Origin of the sequence: Exiguobacterium sp. s123 (genome assembly GCF_018617075.1) — a bacterium.
GTDB classification, from domain to species: domain Bacteria; phylum Bacillota; class Bacilli; order Exiguobacteriales; family Exiguobacteriaceae; genus Exiguobacterium; species Exiguobacterium profundum.
In genome coordinates, this window is record NZ_JACSJL010000004.1 from 23730 (window position 1) to 44832 (window position 21103).

Annotated in this window: 17 protein-coding genes, 3 pseudogenes and 1 riboswitch; of the genes and pseudogenes, 3 read left to right on the forward strand and 17 right to left on the reverse strand. The window is 51.1% G+C overall.

Annotation, left to right across the window (positions count from 1 at the left end):
• From KNO72_RS08225 to gatC, 6 genes and pseudogenes are all read right to left on the reverse strand, one after another.
• Positions 1-1007, reverse strand: a pseudogene (locus tag KNO72_RS08225) (helix-turn-helix domain-containing protein); the annotation flags it as partial.
• A gap of 106 nt (positions 1008-1113) precedes the next feature.
• Complete coding sequence (rlmD, locus tag KNO72_RS08230) at positions 1114-2472, reverse strand: 23S rRNA (uracil(1939)-C(5))-methyltransferase RlmD (RefSeq protein WP_214757757.1); 1359 nt, start codon at positions 2470-2472, stop codon at positions 1114-1116.
• Positions 2473-2527: 55 nt separating this feature from the next.
• The gene (locus KNO72_RS08235; RefSeq protein WP_214757759.1) at positions 2528-3526 is read right to left on the reverse strand and encodes a diacylglycerol kinase; all 999 of its coding nucleotides are present in this window, start codon (positions 3524-3526) and stop codon (positions 2528-2530) included.
• Between the two features lie 63 nt (positions 3527-3589).
• Positions 3590-5020, reverse strand: a complete 1431-nt coding sequence (gene gatB / locus KNO72_RS08240) for an Asp-tRNA(Asn)/Glu-tRNA(Gln) amidotransferase subunit GatB (protein ID WP_031422702.1) — start codon at positions 5018-5020, stop codon at positions 3590-3592.
• Between the two features lie 12 nt (positions 5021-5032).
• The gene (gene gatA, locus KNO72_RS08245) at positions 5033-6475 is read right to left on the reverse strand and encodes an Asp-tRNA(Asn)/Glu-tRNA(Gln) amidotransferase subunit GatA (RefSeq protein WP_214757761.1); all 1443 of its coding nucleotides are present in this window, start codon (positions 6473-6475) and stop codon (positions 5033-5035) included.
• Positions 6476-6486: 11 nt separating this feature from the next.
• Complete coding sequence (gatC, locus tag KNO72_RS08250; RefSeq protein WP_012727041.1) at positions 6487-6777, reverse strand: Asp-tRNA(Asn)/Glu-tRNA(Gln) amidotransferase subunit GatC; 291 nt, start codon at positions 6775-6777, stop codon at positions 6487-6489.
• Positions 6778-6991: 214 nt separating this feature from the next.
• On the opposite strand from gatC, the gene KNO72_RS08255 reads away from it, so the two are divergent.
• Positions 6992-8695, forward strand: coding sequence for a methyl-accepting chemotaxis protein (locus KNO72_RS08255; protein ID WP_214757763.1), 1704 nt, complete (start codon positions 6992-6994; stop codon positions 8693-8695).
• Between the two features lie 40 nt (positions 8696-8735).
• Here the strand turns inward: KNO72_RS08255 and KNO72_RS08260 are convergent.
• The 4 genes and pseudogenes from KNO72_RS08260 to KNO72_RS08275 all read right to left on the reverse strand — a co-directional run.
• Positions 8736-8939, reverse strand: a pseudogene (locus KNO72_RS08260) (alanine:cation symporter family protein); the annotation flags it as partial.
• Between the two features lie 58 nt (positions 8940-8997).
• Positions 8998-9045: pseudogene (locus tag KNO72_RS15880) on the reverse strand (hypothetical protein); the annotation flags it as partial.
• A gap of 198 nt (positions 9046-9243) precedes the next feature.
• On the reverse strand, positions 9244-9681 hold the full coding sequence (gene bcp / locus KNO72_RS08270; RefSeq protein WP_074036111.1) for a thioredoxin-dependent thiol peroxidase: 438 nt from the start codon (positions 9679-9681) through the stop codon (positions 9244-9246).
• 13 nt (positions 9682-9694) lie between these two features.
• The gene (locus KNO72_RS08275) at positions 9695-10498 is read right to left on the reverse strand and encodes a hypothetical protein (protein ID WP_214757765.1); all 804 of its coding nucleotides are present in this window, start codon (positions 10496-10498) and stop codon (positions 9695-9697) included.
• A 171-nt stretch (positions 10499-10669) separates the two neighbouring features.
• Here KNO72_RS08275 and pruA point away from each other — a divergent pair, with 171 nt between their 5' ends.
• Positions 10670-12214 carry an L-glutamate gamma-semialdehyde dehydrogenase gene (gene pruA, locus KNO72_RS08280; RefSeq protein WP_159562777.1) on the forward strand — a complete coding sequence of 515 codons (1545 nt, stop codon included), beginning with the start codon at positions 10670-10672 and terminating at the stop codon, positions 12212-12214.
• A 314-nt stretch (positions 12215-12528) separates the two neighbouring features.
• Here the strand turns inward: pruA and ribH are convergent, their stop codons facing one another.
• The 5 genes from ribH to KNO72_RS08310 form a co-directional block, all read right to left on the reverse strand.
• Positions 12529-12993 carry a 6,7-dimethyl-8-ribityllumazine synthase gene (ribH, locus tag KNO72_RS08290; RefSeq protein WP_214757768.1) on the reverse strand — a complete coding sequence of 155 codons (465 nt, stop codon included), beginning with the start codon at positions 12991-12993 and terminating at the stop codon, positions 12529-12531.
• Entirely contained in the window at positions 12990-14174 is a 1185-nt protein-coding gene (gene ribB / locus KNO72_RS08295; RefSeq protein WP_214757770.1) for a 3,4-dihydroxy-2-butanone-4-phosphate synthase, read from the reverse strand. The genes ribH and ribB overlap by 4 nt, the downstream gene beginning before the upstream one ends.
• Positions 14174-14815: a riboflavin synthase gene (gene ribE / locus KNO72_RS08300; RefSeq protein ID WP_214687305.1), complete on the reverse strand. Its 642-nt coding sequence runs from the start codon at positions 14813-14815 to the stop codon at positions 14174-14176. Before ribE ends, ribB begins: the two co-directional genes overlap by 1 nt.
• Positions 14815-15879, reverse strand: a complete 1065-nt coding sequence (gene ribD, locus KNO72_RS08305) for a bifunctional diaminohydroxyphosphoribosylaminopyrimidine deaminase/5-amino-6-(5-phosphoribosylamino)uracil reductase RibD (protein ID WP_214757772.1) — start codon at positions 15877-15879, stop codon at positions 14815-14817. The genes ribE and ribD overlap by 1 nt, the downstream gene beginning before the upstream one ends.
• Before the next feature lie 152 nt (positions 15880-16031).
• Positions 16032-16174: riboswitch (FMN riboswitch) on the reverse strand.
• A gap of 80 nt (positions 16175-16254) precedes the next feature.
• Positions 16255-17067: an undecaprenyl-diphosphate phosphatase gene (locus tag KNO72_RS08310; protein WP_074036102.1), complete on the reverse strand. Its 813-nt coding sequence runs from the start codon at positions 17065-17067 to the stop codon at positions 16255-16257.
• A 452-nt stretch (positions 17068-17519) separates the two neighbouring features.
• Between KNO72_RS08310 and KNO72_RS08315 the strand changes: the two genes are divergently transcribed.
• Positions 17520-18161, forward strand: a complete 642-nt coding sequence (locus tag KNO72_RS08315) for a homing endonuclease associated repeat-containing protein (RefSeq protein WP_074036101.1) — start codon at positions 17520-17522, stop codon at positions 18159-18161.
• A gap of 45 nt (positions 18162-18206) precedes the next feature.
• Here the strand turns inward: KNO72_RS08315 and KNO72_RS08320 are convergent, their stop codons facing one another.
• On the reverse strand, positions 18207-19886 hold the full coding sequence (locus tag KNO72_RS08320) for a sensor domain-containing diguanylate cyclase (protein ID WP_214757774.1): 1680 nt from the start codon (positions 19884-19886) through the stop codon (positions 18207-18209).
• Between the two features lie 291 nt (positions 19887-20177).
• Positions 20178-21008, reverse strand: a complete 831-nt coding sequence (locus tag KNO72_RS08325; protein WP_214687308.1) for a DegV family protein — start codon at positions 21006-21008, stop codon at positions 20178-20180.
• Positions 21009-21103: the final 95 nt, after the last annotated feature.

Consider the following 21103-nt stretch of genomic DNA (forward strand, 5'->3'; position numbering starts at 1 on the left):
TTTATAGACCGACTGGATCCCATGGATATGCATCAAGCGATAGACTCGCTTTTCATTGAACGGGGACAGTCCTTGTTGCCGGCGCAACCGGTTGATGGTCATCGTGATCCGACGGTACCCGTATGTGCCGTTCGCCTGGTCATAGAGTAGACGAATGTCCTCCAGAAGCTTCTCATTCTCTTCTTGACGCACCGGTATGGTGCGATTCAACCATTTGTAATAGGCCGCCCGTGAGATGCCGGCGACTCGACAGAGAAGCACAATCGAAAGGGCTTCCTCTTCGTTCAATTCTTTGATGGCGATATATCGTTGCTGTAGCCGTACCTGGCTGATTATGACCTCCTCTCGATCTCCTCTAACTTTTTTAGAAACAAGATGTCCGCACGAAGAAGTTCATTCTCAAGCTCCATTTGCTGGATACGGCGCTTAAGCTTCTCTTCTTCGCTTAGTTCGTCCTCTGGCTTCGTACGCCCACGGCGGTCCACGAGCGCCTCTGCCCCGCCCGTGTCATACTTTTTGATCCAGCCATAGACCTGGGCATAGGACACCTGAAATTGTTCCGCGGTCTGCTGGTAGTTGCGTCCATTCTCCAAACAATATTTCACGATCTCAAGGCGCTCTTCGAATGTAGTTTTTCTTCCTTTTGTCATAGCTCGATCCATCCCTTTTCTCGAATCTGTTAACTCGCTATGACTAGTATACTTCTTAATCCATTTACGGAGAACAGACCAATCACTGATCTGATACTTGGAGAGTACCTCCATTCTAGTGAACCCATCGAGATAGTCGCGGACGGCCGCGATTTTCAGTTCCTTGGTGTAAGATTTCCATGCCTTCGATTCCTTCAACGCATCGATCCCACAGGTATCGAATTTCACTTTCCACATCTGGAGGGTGTGCCTAGAGACGCCATGAGCCTCCATGATTTCTTTCCAAGTATATGTTTCTTCTTCCATCATGCGCAGCGCACTCAATTTTTGTTCGAGCGTATGCCGACTTCTCGCCATAAAAAAACACTCCCCAATCAGATAAACAGATTTTTTATTTCATCTGTCTACCTATTGGGGAGCATATCAGATGCCGTCAATACAACATTCTTAAGGGTTTCTATCTTTATTTTAACTCCAGCAGTGCGACCGTTTCGACATGCGCCGTATGCGGGAACATGTCGACCGGTGTCACTTCCATCAAGCGATAACCTCGGTCAGCGAGGTAACGCATATCGCGCGCCTGCGTCGCGACGTTACACGAGACGTATACGATTCGCTTCGGTCCCATCTCGACCATCGTCTCAAGGAACGATTCGGCACAGCCTTTACGTGGTGGGTCGACGACGATGACATCCGGATTCACACCGTCTTTCTTCCACTGTGGAAGTACATCTTCCGCTGCACCACATGCGTACGTCACATTGTCGATCTCATTGACAAGCGCATTCTGTTTCGCATCCTCAATCGCTTCCGGAACGACTTCAACACCATAGACGTGCGCCGCCTTCCGGGCGAGGAACAGACTGATCGTCCCGATTCCGCAATAGGCATCGACGACTTGTTCCGTACCTGACAGTTGTGCGTACTCCAGCGCTTTCCCGTACAACTTCTCCGTTTGGACCGGGTTGACTTGGAAGAACGAGTGCGGAGAAATCGTGAATGTGAGTCCTGCGATCTTATCCTCAATCGTCTCATGACCATAGAGCAACTTGTTCACCGCTCCGAGGATGACGTTCGTCTTGTCCGGGTTGACGTTTTGCATGATCGACGTCACGTCTGGGAGACGCTCGACGATATCGGCGACAATCTCATTCACGCCTTTTAGCTTCGTCGTCTTCGTGATGAGGATAATCATCAGTTCACCCGAATGGTACCCGTAACGGGCCATGACGTGACGGATGACCCCACGTCCTGTCTTCTCGTCATACGCCGGTACACCACGCGCGTCCAACACATCACGGACGACTTGGATTGCCTGATCATTGCGCTCATCTTGAATCAAACATTCATTCATCTCGACGATGTCATGCGAACGAGGACGATAAAAGCCTGAGACGAGACGGTCTCCTTCTTGTTTGAACGGGACTTGTGCCTTGTTGCGGTAGCGCCAAGGTTCTGGCATGCCAATCGTGTCATGGACCGGCACGTCGAACTGCCCGAGACGCTTGAGCGCATCGACGACACGTTCTCGTTTCTGGCGAAGTTGTCCTTCATAACTGAAGTGTTGCAGCTGACAGCCGCCACACTGATAAAAAATCGGGCACGGTGGCTCGACGCGGTCGGCGCTCGCTTCTTTCACGTTCAACAATCGGGCGAACCCATACTGCTTGTTCGTCTTCGTCACGACGATTTCGACCGTCTCACCCGGTAACGCGTTCGGGACGAACAGCGTATAGCCGTCGACACGTGCCACACCCGCCCCTTCATGGGTCAAGTCGTGGACATGGACATCGAGACGATCATTCTTTTTCACTGGTAGCATACGAATGCTCCTTCCATTGCAAATAGGAATGACAGATGTCGTCATTCCTATCTTTTCACTCTGCTTTATCGAGCGAAACATTGAACAATTGCTTGATCATCTGTTCGCGTTCATATTGTGCATTCAAATCTTCCATCTCGCGAATTCTTGCGTTCGGCGCGAGCACCGTCAAGTGACGGAATAAGTTCCGCATCTCGCCTGTGCATTCCCCGCCGTACTCACCGTCGATGTTGAGACTCATCGGCTCGGTCGTCTTCATCCGGACGCGGCTCGTCTTCACGTGCTCGACGAGTGAACTTGATAAGTGCTCACCCCGAAGGAGTAAACGGACGACGTGGATGAATTCGAACAAGTTACATTTCCGCAAAATGAACAGATCGAACAACCCGTCATTCAACGACGCGTGTGGTGAGATTTTTTCAAATCCACCGACCGAGTTCGAGTTCGATGTGAGGAAGACCATGACCTCGCCTTGGAACGTTCCTTCATCGTGTTCGAGCTCGATGTACGTCGGTTTGATGAGCGGAAGTTTCTCCATCCCTTTTACGTAATAGGCGAGCTGTCCGAGTGCTGTCTTCAACTTCGATGGCACCTCGTACGAGAGCTCGGTCATGATGCCACCGCCAGCGATATTGATGAAATAATGGATGTCACCTTTTTCGCCTTCGATTTCCCCAAGGTCGACCGGCATCTCGAACCCGTCACAGATGACGTCGAGTGCACCGACCACACTTAGTGGAATCCGCATCGCCCGGGCGAAGTCGTTCGTCGTCCCGACCGGAATGAGTCCGAGCGTCGGACGATTCTCTAGCGGGGCGAGCCCCGAGATGACTTCGTTCAATGTCCCGTCTCCGCCTGCGGCGATGATGAGGTCGAACTCGGCCGCCGAGGCCCGTTTTGCTTCGAGCGTGGCATCACCAATCGCTTTCGTCGCATACGTCGACGTCTCATAACCCGCATCCTCGAGGCGGTTCAAAATGTACGGGAGTTCCCGTTTGATCACTTCTTTACCAGATGTCGGGTTATAAATGACCCGCGCACGTTTCCGTTGCATATTGATTCTCTCCCCTATGCTCAACTCGAGCGAAAAGCGAGACACAAGTGTCTCGCCGCCTGCTTAGCGTTTCGCAATCTCTTCGTGGAACAAGCCATCGAGGAGTGCCGGGTTCGCCATCCCTTTCGTCTGTTTCATGATTTGGCCGATGATGAAGCCTTTCGCACGGTCTTTCCCGTTCTTGAAGTCTTCGATCATTTGCGGATGCGCCTCGAACAATTCGAGGATGTAGCCACGAAGCAAGTTCTCGTCCGAGATTTGGGCGAGTCCGTTCGCTTCCACATACGCTTTCGGATCAGCGCCTTCTTCCATCATCGCCGTGAAGACACGCTTCGCGATTTTCGATGAAATCGTCCCTTCTGCGATCAAGCGGATGAGCTCAGCGAGTGATTCCGGTGTCAACTTCATCGTCTCGACCGTTTCATCCGACTTGTTCAAGTGACCGAGCACTTCACCCATGAGCCAGTTCGCTGCCGCTTTCGGCTCCGCACCGGCCGCTGTCGTCGCTTCGAAGAAGTCCGAGAACTCACGCGTTGACGTGAGGGCTTTTGCGTCGTATGCCGAGAGACCGTATTGGCTCATGTAGCGTTCACGACGAGCTGCCGGCATCTCTGGAATCGTCGCGCGGATGCGCTCTTTCCATGCCTCATCGATTTCGAGACGGACGAGGTCCGGTTCTGGGAAGTAACGGTAGTCCGCTGCCCCTTCTTTGACACGCATGAGAATCGTCTTTTTCGCCGCTTCGTCGTAACGGAGCGTCTCTTGACGCATGACGCCACCTGAAAGAAGCAATTTGCGATGACGCGTCTCTTCATAGTCGAGTGCCTTCAAGACGTTTGAGAACGAGTTCAAGTTCTTGAGCTCTGTCTTCGTACCGAACTTCTCCTGTCCGAATGGACGGACCGAGATGTTACAGTCACAGCGAAGTGACCCTTCTTCCATCTTGACGTCCGAGACGCCAGCGAACGAGAGGACTTCTTTCAAACGCTCGAGATACGCGACCGCATCTTTCGGTGAGCGCATATCCGCTTCACTGACAATCTCGATGAGTGGTGAACCGGTCCGGTTGAAGTCGACGACCGAGTGCTTCTCGCCCGTGTGGTTCATCTTCCCGGCATCTTCTTCCAAGTGCACGCGCTCGATGCGGAATCGTTTCATCTCTCCGTCGACTTCGACGTCGACGTGACCGTTTGAACCGATCGGCTTATCAAACTGCGAGATTTGATACGCTTTCGGCGTGTCAGGGTAGAAGTAGTTCTTGCGGTCGAACTTCGTATCTGTCGCAATCTCACAGTTGAGTGCCATTGCCGCTTTGATGGCGAGGTTGACCGCTTCTTCGTTCAATTTAGGCAAGACGCCCGGGTGTCCGAGACAAATCGGACACGTCTGTGTATTCGTTTCGGCACCGTAAGTGCGTGAGCAGCCACACCAAATCTTCGACTTCGTGCTCAGCTCGGCGTGCACCTCGATCCCGATGATCGTTTCAAAGTTCATCGTACGTCCTCCTTAGAGCTGTGGCATCTTGAAACCGCCGTTTGCTTGTTCAAAAGCATGGGCCACGCGGTAAAGTGTTGATTCGGTAAAGTGATTTCCGATAATTTGAAGACCGACCGGAAGTCCTTCCGAGAGACCTGCCGGGACCGAGATGGCCGGGATACCCGTCAAGTTAACCGGAATTGTCATGATATCGTTTGCGTACATCGTGAGCGGATCTTCGAGCTGTTCACCGAGTTTGAATGCCGTTGTCGGTGCAGTTGGTCCAATAATTGCATCATAATCTTTAAAGACGCGTTCAAACTCTTGAATCATGATTGTCCGGGCTTGTTGCGCTTTCTTATAGAACGCATCATAGTACCCTGAGCTAAGCGCATACGTTCCGAGCATGATTCGGCGTTTGACCTCGTCTCCAAACCCTTGTTCACGTGAGTACGTAAACACTTCGTCGAGCGTGTCCGCTTCGGCGCGACGTCCATAACGGATGCCATCGAAACGAGCCAAATTTGAAGAAGCTTCTGAAGACGCAAGCAAATAATATGTTGGGAGGGCAAACTTCACAGACGGAATTGATACCTTTTCGACCGTGGCACCAAGAGACTTGAGTGTTTCCACCGCTTGCTCGATTTGGGCACGGACTCCGTCCGATACGCCATCAGACATGAACTCTTCTGGGTAAGCGAACTTCATGCCGTTGATATCGCCATCAAGAGCTTTCGTATAATCTGGGATTTCGACTGATGATGACGTAGCATCCATGTCGCAATGACCCGCAATCATATTCAATAAGTAAGCATTGTCTTCAACCGTGCGCGTGAGCGGGCCGATTTGGTCGAGTGACGACGCGAAGGCGACGAGACCGAAACGTGAGACGAGACCGTACGTCGGCTTCATCCCGACGACACCACAATATGCGGCTGGTTGACGAATCGAACCACCCGTATCCGAACCGAGGCTGAAGAGGACTTGCCCAGCTGCGACCGATGCCGCTGAACCGCCTGAAGAACCTCCTGGTACACGAGTCGGGTCCCATGGGTTACGGACAGGCTTGAACGCTGAGTTCTCGTTTGATGAACCCATCGCGAACTCGTCCATGTTCAACTTCCCGATTGTGACGGCACCGGCGTCATGAAGACGCTCGACGACCGTCGCATCGTGTGCCGGGACGAAGTTCTCGAGGAACGTCGAGGCACATGTCGTCCGCATCCCTTTTGTGACAATGTTGTCTTTTACACCGATCGGCATCCCAAAGAGCGGGTTGTCTGATGTTTTCGCAAGCTCATCCATGCGCTTCGCTTGCTCGAACGCATCCTCATTGAGCGTCAAAAACGCACCGATTTGATCATCCGTCGCTTCGATGCGGTCGAACGACTCTTTGACGAGGTCCGTGACCGTGACTTCGCCTTCTTTTAATAACGTATGCAGTTTCGCTACACCGTGGTCAAATAAACTCATGAAAGGCCTCCTTACTCAAAGACCGCAGGGACACGGACTTGACCGTTCTCCCAGTCAGGTGCCATCCGTTCGACTTCCTCACGTGGAAGTGATGGACGGACCTCGTCTTTGCGTAGTACGTTTTTCAAATCTAGGGCATGGGTCGTCGGTTCGACGCCCGTTGTATCCAGCTCATCGAGTTGCTCGGCGAACTCGAGAATTTTTGTCAATTGCTCCGTGAAGTGCGTCACTTCTTCATCTGTGATCGCAAGTCGGGCAAGTCCGGCGACGTGCCGAACTTCAGCTTCTGTAATACGAGCCAAAATTCCCACCTCCAACAGTTTTCAATACATCGTTCATTATCATACCATTTTTTCATAAGACAAAAAAGAAAATCTATCTTGCGAGAAAATGTCTCCTTTTTAAGAAACTAGGGGAATCTTCTCCGAATATTGACCCGCTTTCGAAATCAGCTATACGGTCGATGTGCGATTCTGATTATGCTAATGGTAGAAAAGATTCGTAAGGAGGAATCGTATGTCGATTCGGAATAAACTCATCACTGCGTTTAGCATCATGTTTGTGCTACTTCTTGGTGTAAGTGGTTACTCTTGGTATGCCTTGAACGCATCAAAAGCAGCTCAAGAAGACATGACCGTTTCCTGGGTGCCAGGCATGGACCAGATTCATCAAGTCGATAAGCAATTGCTTGAAATTCGTCGTCATTTGATTCGTCACGCCCTCGTGGATGACGCGGTGACGAAACAAAACATCGAACGGGACATTCAAGCATCTGTCACCATTTTGCAACAACGGATGGACAGCTATGAAGCGACTGTTGTCATGGAAGAAAATCAACAGCTCTTCGATGAAGCCCGTGCGAATTGGGATAACTTCCAAACGGTCATGAATGAACTCATTCGTATTTCAAATGAAGACGGTACAGAGGCCGCAGAAGCGTACATTCGCGATACGGTAACCGCAAGTGCCGATACGCTCTCGAACTCTCTCGGTCTTCTCGTCAACTTGAACCGCGAAGCGATTCAATCGGACACCGCCGCAGCAGCTAAGATGTTTGAGCAAGTTCAGTTGACGCTCTTCATCGTGCTTGGTGTCGCGGCTGTCATGACGATCCTCATGATGCTCTTCATCTTCCGCTCCATCTTTGAACCACTCAAAGAGTTCAAGACGAAGATGCACGAGCTCGCCACGAGCGATGGCGATTTGACGACATCGATTCCTGTGAAGCGCCGTGACGAGTTCGCCGGACTCGCACGTGACTTCAACCAGTTCATCGCCAACTTGCGTCAGTTGATTCTTCAAGTGAACGACGTGACGACCGGCGTGACGAAACAATCGACCCATATGTATGAAGAGTTGAAAGAGCTCGACACGTATATGACGACGACCGCTGCGACGACAGAAGACTTGACCGCCGGTATGCAACAGACGGCCGCAAGCGCGCAAGAGATGAACGCTTCCGCTTCGGATATGGAGCGGACGATTCATCACATCGTGACGATGGCCGATGAGCGGAAAACCGAAGCGAGACAAATCGATGAGCGTGCCCTCTCCCTCAAGTCACACGCAGTGGAGGCGAAAGAGAACGCCATCAGCGTCCTTCAGTCGACGCGCACGAACTTAGAGAAAGCGATGCAAGATGCGAAAGCCGTCCGTGAGATCGCGACGCTCACGAACGACATCCTCGACATCGCCGCACAGACGAACCTCTTGTCACTCAATGCCTCGATTGAAGCGGCTCGTGCCGGAGAGGCCGGACGCGGATTCGCCGTCGTCGCCGACGAGATTCGAAAACTCGCCGAGACGAGTCGGGCGACCGTCGAACGAATTCAAGTCATCTCGACGACCGTCCTTCATTCGGTCGATCATTTGAATGAAAGCTCAGGACAGATGCTCCACTTCCTCGACACGAACGTCTTGAAAGATTATGACCAACTTGAAGAGGCAGCCGGACAATATAGCGAGGACGCAGGTCGCTTTGAAACAACTGCGACCGAATTTGCCGCCGCTGCCGGGGAGCTCGAACAATTGACGTCGAACATGATCGGTGTCATCCAAGACGTCGCGACGACCGTCAACAACGGGGCACTCGGTACGCAAGAAATCGCTGAAAAAGTGACGATGTCCGTCGAACGTTTCGCCGAGTTGAACCATGCGACGGAACAGTCGCAACAAAAGATGGAAGAACTCGATTCACTGATTCGCCAGTTCAAGGTATGACAAAAACCCGCCGACACGCGCTGTCCGGCGGGTTTTCTCATCAAGCGGCAGAGGACTGCCCTTCTTTTTTCCGTTCGAGTTCGAATCGTTTTGTCTCGGCGACGACCACACCTGAGAGGAACAAGAGTCCAATCAAGTTCGGGATGGCCATGAGACCGTTGAACACATCCGAGATCGACCAGATCAAATTCAAGTTCGTCGTCATCGCACCGAGTCCCGCGACTAAAATATAGAGGACACGAAAACATCATGAACGGGACGAAGAGTCCGACGACTTTTCTGATCGATTTGACACCACCTATGATGACGAATGCCGTGACCGCCATCATGACGATCCCTGTCACAACCATCGGGACGTTGAACGAGTTATTCAAGGCGAGACGGAATAGCAAGCGAAGGGAGACCCAGCAGCGACCGAGTCGCGATGCGGCTCACTGCTTGCCCCTAGGAAAGCGATCCGTGCCTAGCTTGGACACAAAAAAAGACTGTAGACCCATGCGTTGTCTACAGTCTGAAACCGTTCATGACCTTTCCTTCAGTTTCTCGTTTTACGAACGAATGGCAGCCACGACTTCTTCGACGTGACCTTTCACTTTGACGTTGCGCCACTCTTGTTCGATATAGCCGTCCTCGTTGATCAAGAAAGTCGAACGGACGATGCCGTAATACTCTTTCCCGTAATTTTTCTTCAACTGCCAGACGCCGTAAAGCTCGGACACTTCATGTTCCTCGTCCACAAGTAAATCAAATGGGAGGTCATTCTTGGCGATAAAGTTTTGATGTTTCTTTTGACTGTCGGCCGATACCCCAAGGACGACCGCGCCTTCCATCTTCGGCAACGCATCGCGGAAATCGCATGCCTCGGTCGTGCAACCAGGTGTCGAATCTCGAGGATAGAAGTATAAGACGACTTTCTTGCCGAGATAGTCCTTTAATGAAACCATCTCTCCATTTTGGTTCGGTAATGAAAATGTTGGTGCGAGCATCTGCTGTTCCTCCTTAGCCAAACGATGGGTCGACAAGTTGTTCGTCATAGCCATCGATCGCTTCTTCTAATTTTGTCTTTAATGGGTCAAGCACTTCGATATACTCGACTGGATCTTCCGTTGCAGCCGCTTTTCGGAGCGTCTCCTCGTTATCGGTGTACCACGTCTCATACGCTTTGAAATAGTCTGTCATGATGGTTTGGTTCTCCTCGACCGTCAACGTCTCCGCCATGAGCAGGAAGACGTTATTGTCTGCCTCGAGCGCCATATAGTCCGTCTGTGCGTTGACTTGGTCATAAATCGGACCAGCCTCATCTTCTGGAATCTCGGCGAGACGGGCGTTCGCTTCGGCATTCACTCCGTACTCGTTCGCCTGGACACCGATGAGTAACTCTCCGACCTCGGCAATCACGTCTTTTGGTAAAGCGGCCGGTGTGATGACGAGTGACCACTCATCCCCTTCCTTCACAGCGATTTTACTGAGTCGGTTCGGCAGCGGGTTCCCTTCTTCATCGATCATCTCATGGACAAGGAACGCCACGTCTTCCTCTTCGTTGACCCAGCTCTTGTAAATCTCTCCAGGGGATAATTGACGGGTGACGGCACCAGTCGCCGGAATCTCTGTCAACCGGCCAGCATAATCAATTGAGGCGAGTGCCTCAGCGTCTCCAGACTCAAGTGCCGTTTGATAGTTTGCGTACACGTTCGTGACAGCGTCCGGCAATGCGCGGTCTGTCTCTTCTACCACCGTCTCTTCCTCGTTCCCACATGCTCCGAGCATGAAGACGAGGAGTAGCGGAATGAACCATTTTTTCATGTTGTTCGTCCTTTCTAAAGCCGTGTTCTCCCCCATCCTATCACGTCTCGATTTCTTGCTCCAATGCCATGTGTTTCTGGAAAATTGTTTCACTAGGATTTCTACGATAATTTCGATACAATACAGACGTAAGCGCTTTAACGCTCAACATCACTTTAAGGGGGAACGAGAATGATTCCATACAAACATGAACCATTCACAGACTTTACACAAAAAGAGAATGCCGAAGCAATCCAAGCGGCAATCGAGAAAGTGAACGGTGAGCTCGGGAAAGACTATCCGCTCGTAATTGGTGGGGAAAAGGTTACGACGGAAGGTAAAATCACGTCTTACAACCCGGCTAACAAAGAAGAAGTGATCGGTCGCGTGTCAAAAGCGAACCAAGAGCTCGCAGAACGTGCGATGCAAGAAGCACTCACAGCATTTGACTCATGGCGCCATGTCGACCCGGCTGTCCGCGCCGACGTCTTGTTCAAAGCAGCGAACATCGTCCGCAAACGTAAGCACGAGTTCTCGGCTTACCTCGTCAAAGAAGCGGGTAAACCGTGGAACGAGGCAGATGCGGATACAGCGGAAGCAATCGACTTCATGGAATATTATGCACGTCAAATGCTCGAACTCAAACCAGGCAAGAAAGTGGAGAGCCGCCCAGGCGAATACAACCGGTATGACTACATCCCACTCGGGGTCGGGATCGTCATCAGCCCATGGAACTTCCCATTCGCAATCATGGCCGGTACAGCAGTTGCGGCCATCGTCGCCGGTAACACAATTCTCTTAAAACCAGCTTCGACGACGCCAATCGTCGCTGCGAAATTCGTCGAAGTGATGGAAGAGGCAGGTCTTCCAAAAGGCGTGCTCAACTTCATCCCGGGACCGGGTGCAGAAGTCGGGGACTATCTCGTCGATCATCCGAAAACACGCTTCATCAGCTTCACAGGATCGCGTGATGTAGGACTCCGCATCAACGAACGTGCGTCTAAATTGAACGAAGGTCAAATTTGGCTCAAACGCGTGATCGCGGAGATGGGTGGAAAAGATACGATCGTCGTCGACGAATCAGCCGACCTCGAGCTCGCTGCACAATCGATCGTGAAATCGGCATTCGGTTTCTCTGGTCAGAAATGTTCGGCTTGTTCACGTGCCGTCATCGTCGACAGCGTGTATGATACGGTACTCGACCGTGTCGTCGAACTCACGAACGAACTCTCTGTCGGAAACACAGAGAAGAACGAACACTTCATGGGACCAGTCATCGACGCATCGGCCTTCAAGAAGATCACATCGTACTTCGATGTCGCAAAAGAAGAAGGACGCATCGTCGCAGGTGGGAAAGCAGACGATTCAACAGGCTACTTCATCGAGCCGACTGTCGTCGCAGACGTCGACCCGAAAGCACGCCTTATGCAAGAAGAGATTTTCGGACCAATCGTCGCCTTCACGAAAGCGAAAGACTTCAAAGAAGCAATCGATATCGCGAACAACACAGAGTACGGCTTGACAGGGGCGGTCCTCACACGTGACCGTATGAATCAAGAATACGCTCGCCAAAACTTCCACGTTGGGAACCTTTACTTCAACCGTGGTTGCACAGGCGCAATCGTCGGCTATCAGCCGTTCGGTGGATTCAACATGTCAGGTACGGATTCAAAAGCAGGTGGCCCGGATTACATCCAACTCCACATGCAAGCGAAAACAACATCTGAAACGTTCTAATCAAAAAGGAGACGCTCCCCCGAGGGGACGTCTCCTTTTTAGTGTGCTTTAAATGTCTGCTCGAACATGGTGACGATTCGAGCCGTAAGCGGGATGTCCTCTCCTTTTCAGTCCTTGGTTGTACCCCGTTCCGTCCCAACGTTCGTGATGATACAGTGTGATGGGATAGGCCATTTGAATGAAGTAATTCTGAGGGACTGTGTTTGTAAATCCTTCAACATTTCGCCGTCGACACGCACATGGTCGCGCATGAACACCCATTCCTGGTCGGACAGATCCATTTGAAAAACCGGGTGGTCGCCACCCGGTTTTGATTAGACTTGCTTTAACAGATTGGCCATCTCGATGGCAGAAGTCGCCGCTTCCCACCCTTTGTTGCCTGCTTTTGTTCCTGCACGCTCAATCGCCTGTTCAATTGTCTCCGTCGTCAACACACCAAAGATGACAGGGACTTCGGATTGATAGCTCGCCTGGGCGATCCCTTTTGCCGCTTCGTTACAGACGTAATCAAAATGCGGGGTCGCACCACGAATGACGGCTCCGAGCGTGATGACCGCGTCGTATTGTTTGCTCATCGCCATTTTTTTCGCGACGAGCGGAAGCTCAAATGCTCCTGGGACGAAAGCGAGCGACACATCCTCTCCCTTCACTCCATGACGTTTCAAGGCATCCTTCGCCCCGTCAAGCAGACGCATCGTGATCAAGTCGTTGAACCGTCCGACGACGATTCCAATCTTTAAGCCTTCTCCAACTAAGTTTCCTTCAAATGTATAGGTCATGTCCATGTTCCTCCAATATGATTCATTTTGAGTTGTTTCGTCAGGCGATACGATTCGTTCGCTTCATGCGCACCGACATGAATCGGAACGCGTTCGACGACTGTGATGCCACATGATTCCAAGGCATCGACTTTATCGGGGTTGTTCGTCATGAGCTGGACACGGGTGACGCCAAGATCACGAAGCATCGCCGCGCTCACCCGATAGTCCCGAAGGTCCGGATGAAACCCTAGTGCCACGTTCGCCTCGACCGTATCCAATCCATTCTCTTGAAGGGCGTACGCCTTCAGTTTGTTCAACAGTCCGATGCCTCGCCCTTCTTGACGCATATAGAGCACGATGCCCGATTCCTGCTCGATTCGTGCCATCGCCGTGTCCAGTTGCGGACCGCAATCACATCGGAACGAACCGAAGACGTCACCGGTCAGACATTCGGAGTGAATGCGAACGAGCGGGACCTCCTCAAGTGTCTCCGTCACGAGCGCCACATGCTCTTCACGGTCCATTCGATTCTCATACCCTATCATGCGAAACGTTCCTTTTGAGGAAGGTAGGGAGACGTCCGCAACACGTGTGACGAGGTTCTCCTCCATATATCGGACTAACGCTTCGATAGTGATGAACGCCAACCCGTGGCGTTCAGCGACTTGTACCAAATCAGGTACGCGTGCCATCTCCCCGTCCTCTCGAATGATTTCACAGATGACCGCGACCGGCTCACTTCCTGCGAGTCGCGCCAGGTCGACAGACGCTTCGGTATGACCTCGGCGAACGGAGACGCCTCCCTTTTTCGCAATGAGCGGGAACAGATGTCCCGGACGTTGAAAATCGGATGGACGGGACGATGGGTTCGCTAACTCACGAACGGTGTGAGACCGTTCACTCGCCGAGATGCCAGTAGTCGAATCGATATGGTCGACACTGACCGTGAAGGCGGTACCGTGTGGGTCTGTACTGTTCGTCACCATCGGCGCGAGATCGAGACGAACCGCCACTTCTTCTGCGATGGCGCTACAGACGAGCCCTTTCCCTTCCGTGATTAAAAAGTTCATCGTTTCCGGTGTCACCTTGTCACCGAGTACGACAAAGTCCCCTTCATTCTCACGGTCCTCGTCATCCACGACGATGATGGGACGCCCTCGTCTCAGTTCCTCAATCGCTCGTTCAATCGAATCAAACATTACCATCCCGCCTTTCCATATCCTTGTTCTGCCAAGGACTCGAGCGTCATCTTCGACTGCCCGACGACCTTTTCCATATATTTTGCCAACAGATCACATTCTAAATTGACTACATCACCCGTCTGTTTCATCCCAAGCACGGTCTCGCTGTATGTGTGTGGAATCAAGGACAAGGTAAACCCACGCTCTGACACGTCAAACACGGTCAAACTCGTCCCATCTACACATATCGAACCTTTCGGGACTATGTAGGAAAGGAGCGCACGATCACATTGGATGTCGATATAGACGGCATTCGCGAGCGGTCGTTTCTTCGTGATGCGCCCGACCCCGTCGACATGTCCGGATACGAAATGTCCACCAAAACGTCCGTTCGCCGGCATCGCCCGTTCGAGATTGACTTGTGTTCCCGGCTTGACCCCATCTAGGCTCGACGCCTTCAACGTTTCTGGCATAACATCGACAGAGAACGTCGCATCATCGAACGTCGTCACCGTGAGGCAGATCCCATTCACGGCAATGCTGTCCCCGAGCTTCACATCGTCAAGCACTTTCACAGCGGACAAGACGAGTCGTAAAGATGGTCCGTTACGCTTGACCGCTTTGACCGCTCCGATTTCTTCTACGATTCCCGTGAACATCAGAGCGCCCCCTTTCGAAGGACGACTTTCAGGTTGGGTCCAATCGTTTCGACCTGATGAATCGTAAAACGGGATATCCCATCGATCGTCCCTTCCTGCTGTGAGCGATAGACGCCATGCTTCCCACCGAACACCCGTGGTGATTGATAGGCGACCCATTCATCCACGTAGCCTCCGTCAAGAAGTGAGGTGACAAGCGTCGGTCCGGCCTCGATCAACACACGCCCAATCCCATTTGCGTATAGCGTCTCAAGAACCGTGCCGAGTGACGTATAATCGAATAATTCGATACCGACGGATTGAGCTCGTTCACGTCGTTCTGCCTCATCTGACGAAGTGAAGAGGAGCACCGGAACGTCTTCGGCGGTACGTGCTAACGTACTAGCGAGCGGTAACCTCAGGTCACGGTCGAGCACGACTCGTTTCGGCTGTCGCGTCACGCGGTCCAATCGAACCGTAAGCGATGGGTCATCCGCGAGTACCGTTCCAATCCCGGTCAAAATCGCATCGACCGTGGCACGAAGTTCATGCACATCACGACGGGCTTCCGAACTCGTCACCCATTGACTCTCCCCCGTCTCTAAGGCAACTTTCCCATCGAGGCTCGTTGCCGTCTTCAAGATGACGTATGGTCGTTTCGTCTCAAGCGACCGCAAAAATGCCGGATTCAAGGCACGCGCCTCTTCCTCAAGCAGACCCACATCGACTTCGACACCGGCCGCTTGCAGGCGCACGATCCCATTGCCTGCGACGAGTGGATTCGGATCTTTCATGGCGACGACGACACGTTTGATGCCCGATTCTACAATCAAATCGGCGCACGGTGGTGTCTTACCGTGATGCGAGCACGGTTCGAGCGTGACATATAAAGTCGCCCCGGATGCAGCCGCACCGGCCATTCGAATCGCATGCACTTCAGCATGTGGTTCGCCCGCCTTAAGGTGGGCACCCATTCCGACGATACGTCCGTCTTTCACGAGAACGGCACCGACGAGTGGATTGACACCGGTCTGTCCATCGGCTGATTTCGCCAATTGAATGGCCTGTTCCATGTACTGTTTCATCGTTCTCCCTCCTTTTTCCGTACAAACAAAAGACCCTAAGGAGCAGTCCTTAGGGTCTTGGTGGGAGGGTTTCGTCAAATTTTGGCAAGCCAAATAAACGTTTTCTATACAGAAAAGCGTACGACGAAGCACAGGTCACGTGGACCTGTTTTTTGTTCCTTCTCCCATCCAGACTATACTGTCGGCTCTAGAGTCTCACTAGATCCACCGTTCGCACACGTGCGCCCGGGTCACGGACTTAGGGCATAGGCCCATCACCGCCGGTTGGGAATTTCACCCGACCCCGAAGGAATATTTGTTTGTACAGGTTTACTGTATCGCAATTGTTTTTATTTCGCAAAACAAAAAACGCTACTCGTGAGAGTAGCGCCTCGATTATGCGAGAAAGAGGACGACGAGAAGCCCGACAATCCAGCAGTAATATGAAAAATACTTCAATTCGCCTTTTGCCATGATGTGCTGGAACCACTTCAATGAAATGGCCGTCAACACGTATGATGCGATAAATGCCAAAAGGAGCGGACCGAACAAGTCACGCGTGTCTGGGTTTGTGAACAACGTCGGACCATCCAAAATCATCGTGCCGAGACTGATTGGAATGAACAGGAAGAACGAGAATCGAAGCGCCGACTCCTGTTTGATTCCGAGGAGCATCGCCATGACGATAGTCGCCCCGGAACGGCTGATCCCAGGAATGAGCGCCACGGCCTGAGCAAGTCCGATCAATACGGCGTCACGTAGCGTAATGCCACCGTCGCCCTTGTTTCCTCGCATATTCCGGATGAACCAGAGGGCGAGTCCCGTAATGATGAGTGTATAGCCGACTGTCGCCACGCCACCGAGCACCTCGGCGATCCAGTCACCAAACAGGACACCGAGCACACCAGCCGGAACGGTCGCGACAAGTAACAGCCCGATGAACTTCACGTCGACCATCGTCTCATCCGACCGGTCTTTCTTAAATAAAAACGTCCACAAACTCATGATAAGACGAACGACGTCTTGACGATAGATTGTTAAAACCGCAAGAAGCGATGCAAAGTTTACGAAAACTTCAAATGACAATCCCGGCAAGTCAATGTTAAATAGTTCTTGGAAGATGACAAGATGTCCGCTCGATGAAATCGGGATGGGCTCTGTGAACCCTTGAATCAATCCAAGTAACGTATAAAATAACCAAACTGTCATAGTGATGATCCTCTTTTCTGTTTTTCACTCAATGCGGCTATTTTAGCAGAATCGGTCTTTCATTGACCAGCCATTAAAATTTTTTTGCCGTAATTTCAATATTTGATTGATTAGTCTGAAAATTAAATTTATTATAGAAGGGTACTCATCTGGAGCGAAGGCGATGACCCCAACTCTCCAGCTGGGTACTTTTTTATAAAAATATTACAAATTTGGGTGATTAAAACTTTATGTTTACATTTCTCTCGAAATTCGATTTAATTTGTAATAGAACTGTTACCATTTTTTGAAATTATCAACTGCGACTTTAGTCCTATCCAATTCCTAGGAATTGTTTAAAATTTTTCAAAATCACGTTAATAAATCCGAAAAACAATCCGATAGTATGATTGTAGGAGCATTTTTTTATCTTTCTCGGTTCAGATTTGAGTCCACGGAAGGAGGAACCATCATTGAATCAAACGCTATCCACTAAATCCCATCACTTGTCTACCGAACAGCAAAGGATGATCCATTGCATTCGTCTTCTCGGGGACTTGTTGAAGGAACGTCCACGCCGTTCTGTCTATCGCCGCTTCGCAATGGAACAGAATTGGCCGTCTCCTGAGTCGATCATTCGTCAGTTCGGGTCATGGGCTGAGGCACTTGCCATCGCAGGCTATGAATGGCATGGAGAGTCAACCGTCGAATTGCCAGACAAAATGCCGAAGTATACACGCGAGGACATCATCGAGACGCTCGCCATTTATTCGCGAGACATGGGCTCGATCATCACCTTGAAGAAGTATCAGCAATGGCGAAAGCTCCATCCGAAGGCACCGAGCCATTACCATATCGTCAAAACGTTCGGTTCGTGGCATGATGCCTGTGCCGAGGCAGGACTTGAGGCGAGTGTGACCTATTCGAAAACAGAACTCTCGAACGCCCTTCGTGAAGCCATTCAAGAAATGGGCTTCTCGCTCTCATTCGAAGCATACCGGGAATGGGCAAAACGGAACAACAAACCTTCGACGAAAGCGATCTTGCATCGCTATGGCTCCTGGTCAGCCGCCGTTCATGCGGTTGAATCTGAACTTTATAATACGAACTCATAATCATTTCATACAAAAGGAGGGTCCGCCAATCGGTGGATCCTCCTTTTATCTGACTTCAGTCGACAGATCATGATAGTGGGCGACACGATCTCGCCCGTTGAATTTTGCCCCGACATACATGGCCCGGTCCGCATGTCGCAAGACCGTATCGAGGTCTTCATATTCATAAATCGTTTCAATCCCGATACTCGCTGTCACCGTGATACGCGTCCCTTCCGTTCCAAAATCATGGCGCTTCAAGGCGTCTCGTATCTTTTCACCGATCAGATGGGCGGCCGCCTCATCCATTCTCGGGAAGACGAACACGAACTCCTCCCCTCCATAGCGCGTCACCAAGTCCGTCGCTCGAACATTGCGAGTAAAGAGTTGACCTGCTTCAATCAACACCTCGTCCCCGAACGCATGTCCGTACGTGTCGTTGATCGACTTGAAGTGGTCCAAATCGATCAAGAAGACAGAGAGTGGATAGGACGCCACATCGTTCAAACGTTCTTTCGTCCAACGGCGTAGCGCTCGCTGATTATGCAATCCCGTCAACGGATCCGTCAAGCTCTCATGTTGCAAACGGTTGCGTTCGTCGATGCGCTCGATGGACCACGATAACGTCTTGAGAAGACGGTTCACTTCAACCGCAATCGGGGTCTCGTATGCTCCGTTTGCTGTCGTCGATACCATGCAGCTGACCGCCGTCTCCGCTCCCCAAACGGGTTGGATGACGAGCGCCGAATGGTGTAGTTCTTGTTGCTGTTGCTGCAATTCGGGATGCCATTCATGGAGCGAGTCATAGACGAAACACGGTTCGTCCTCATCATGATACCGTTCAATCGTGAAGGCATCCGGCACACTCGGGATGACGCGACCGGTCATATCATAAAACGTCCGCTCCCCTTTTCGATTGACCTGCAACCATCCACGTTCCACTTCGACGATATCACGTAGACCGTTCCAAAACTTCTCAATCAACAATTGCTCGCTGTCCACGCGGTACAGCTGTTCTTTCAAGCGTTCGACTTGATCGACTCTCGACTTGGTTTCTTCCGTCTCCGTCGCTTTCGACATCGTCATCTTTAGGACAGATAGTACGAAGAACGTGACGATGAGCCCGACATAACCGAAGTTGAGATACGACTCGATGGCAATCATCGAGAACAAAAGCTCGAGTGACACGACGAGCCAATCAAAGCGAATCAATCGCCACATGATTGGGAACGGGATCCGTTCTCCGACCATGAAGTAGGATAAAGCGAAACTCATCATAAGGACAAGGAACAGAGTCCCCAAGAAGGCTACCATCGCCCATCCTTGTTGCATCAAATGAACGGGCTCTCCGATTTGTCCACCGAGTGCGATATAGGCGAGCCCCGGCAACAGAACGAGCAGACATTCAATCACCGTGTTGAGCGGATAGAAATGAAGGAACCGTCGTCGCCCGACGCGACGATTGAAGGCTCGCGCCTGAAACGTGAAGAGGAGCAGTTGTCCCATCAACAGGGCGGGTGCGAGCCCATATAAGAAGAATGTGATAAAGACAAACATCTCATGGAACGTGAAATGAAGATGCCTGCGCTTTAAAGGATTCATGACGAACAAAGCCCCAAGCGTATAGATGAACCAAAACAACGGCCAGTCGAACGCCTTAAGGTTTTGGAAGGTCAAATACGTCACTCCCGTGAAGACGAGTGTCCACGCGAGCCAACTCCGAACTATATACTTCCGAAATCGCATCGTCTTCTCCCCTTTTCTCGTTCATTTTTTTCTAGTATGACCCGTATTGCTACAACATTCCAGCAATAGTTTAAAAGTTGAGACAATGAAATATTGATAGAATTCCCAATTCAATGTTTCGTTATGCTAAATGTCGGCAACGACTTGGATAAAGGGGGCTCGCTATGGACTTTTCTCTATTTCTGATCACGTTTTTGTTCATCTACTCAATCACCATTACACTTCTTTATCTACGGAAACAAAAAAACACGTAACAAAGGGCGGCCCTCACAAAAGGACCGCCCTTACTCATTATTTTGCTTTCAAATATGAAATCCCGATTGACCCAGTTCCCGTATGCGCCCCGAGAAGTGGTGCGAGTGTATCAACTCTGATCGGAATCGTGTCACCAAGTTGTTGTTTCCACTCCTCAGCAAGCTCAGGGACATTTCCGTGGAAAATCGAGACGTCCTGACATTCACCGGACTCGATTGCCGCACGCAACACTTCGAATAAATGAGCCTGCGCCTTCTTATACGTGCGGACCGTTTGATACGGGACAATCAACCCGTCTTCGAATCGGAGTACCGGTTTCAACTGAAGCATGTTCCCGATGAGCGCTTTCGATTTGGAGATGCGACCGCCCTTTTGCATCTGTGTCAAGTTTTGAATCGTCAACTCGATGCGGACGTCCTCCACGCGCTTCTTCATGTAGGCTCCCACGTCTTCAAGCGCATCGCCTCGTTCGACCCGTTCAATCAATTCCGCGAACATGAGTCCCATCGTATAGATGCCTGCCCGTGAATCGAAGGCGAGTAACTTGAACTCCGCAATCTCAGCTCCTTGAACAGACGCCGAATACGTCCCACTCAAATCGGACGATAGATGGATTGCGATGCCCATATCGTACTCTTCTTTCAATTTTTCATAGAGCGTGACGAAATCCCCGATCGCGGGCTGACTCGTCGAGACGCGCTCTCCCGCGTCAATCCACTCGTAAACCGTTTTCGCATCGACTTCGATTCCATCTTTATACGGCTGGTCCCCTTTGACGACATAGAGCGGGACGATGTGGATGTCAGGATGTTGCGCTAATGCATCTGGAAGGACAATCGTGCTGTCCGTGATGTAAGCAATCTTCATAAAGAGTTCTCCCTTAAAAAAATTTATTAGTACCTGGTTATATTATTTTATCACAGGTGGAGCGGTTTCACTATTTTTTCAAAACATCCTATGTG